Origin of the sequence: Streptomyces sp. UNOB3_S3 (assembly GCF_020740895.1) — a bacterium.
Classification (GTDB): domain Bacteria; phylum Actinomycetota; class Actinomycetes; order Streptomycetales; family Streptomycetaceae; genus Streptomyces.
The window spans coordinates 1-794 of sequence record NZ_JAILXP010000743.1 but is presented as its reverse complement, the minus strand read 5'-3'; the positions used below and the strand labels follow the sequence as shown (position 1 = coordinate 794).

Annotated in this window: 1 protein-coding gene; it reads right to left on the bottom strand. The window is 73.3% G+C overall.

What is annotated here, in order from left to right:
* The coding region (locus tag K6I33_RS35415) for a DUF4126 domain-containing protein (RefSeq protein ID WP_229358885.1) at positions 1-602 on the bottom strand (602 nt) is incomplete at its 3' end.
* Between the last annotated feature and the right edge of the window lie 192 nt (positions 603-794).

Genomic DNA, 794 nt, shown 5'->3' with positions numbered 1-794 from the left:
GGGCGGGGCTGGGGAGAGAGCCCTCGCCGCTCGCGGCGTTCGCGGCGGCGCCGCAGGAACGCCCGTACCCGCTTCCACAGGAAGACCACCACCGCGATCCCCGCCGCCAGCAGCGTCCCCGCGATGATCGCCGCCGCCAGCGGATGGAAGATCGCGAACACGATCAGCGCCGCGACGCCCAGGTCCTCCGCCAGGCTCAGCACGATGTTGCTCGCCGGCTCCGGCGAGGTGTTGACCGCCATGCGCGTGCCCGCCTTCACCAGGTGGCTCAGCAGCGCGGCCGAGCCGCCCACCGCGCCCGCCGCGAGCTCCGGCAGGGAGCCGTGCTGGCCGGCCAGCAGCGCGCCGACCACGCCTCCGGCGACGGGCCGGACGACGGTGTGGACCGCGTCCCAGACCGTGTCCACGTACGGGATCTTGTCGGCGACGGCCTCGCAGAGGAAGAGCACGCCGGCCGCTATGAGGACGTCGGGACGCTGGAGCGCCCCGGGCACGTCGTCGCTCACCCCCGTGGCACCGAGCAGACCGAGCAGGAGGATTACGGCATAGGCGTTGATACCGCTGGCCCAGCCGCTCGTGAACACCAAAGGAAGCACCGACACGCGGACGATCGTAAAGGGACGCCCTGAGTACGCGTACTCAGGGCCGGAGATGAGTACGCGCGCGGATGGGGCGCACCCCGTCCGGGAGGAAGAGTGGAGCTCGCGGAAGGGACCGCCGGAGCCGGCACCGCCGATACGGGGCGGCGGAACGGCGGACGGCGGACCCTGACGCGGCCGGGGGAGGCACGGGGC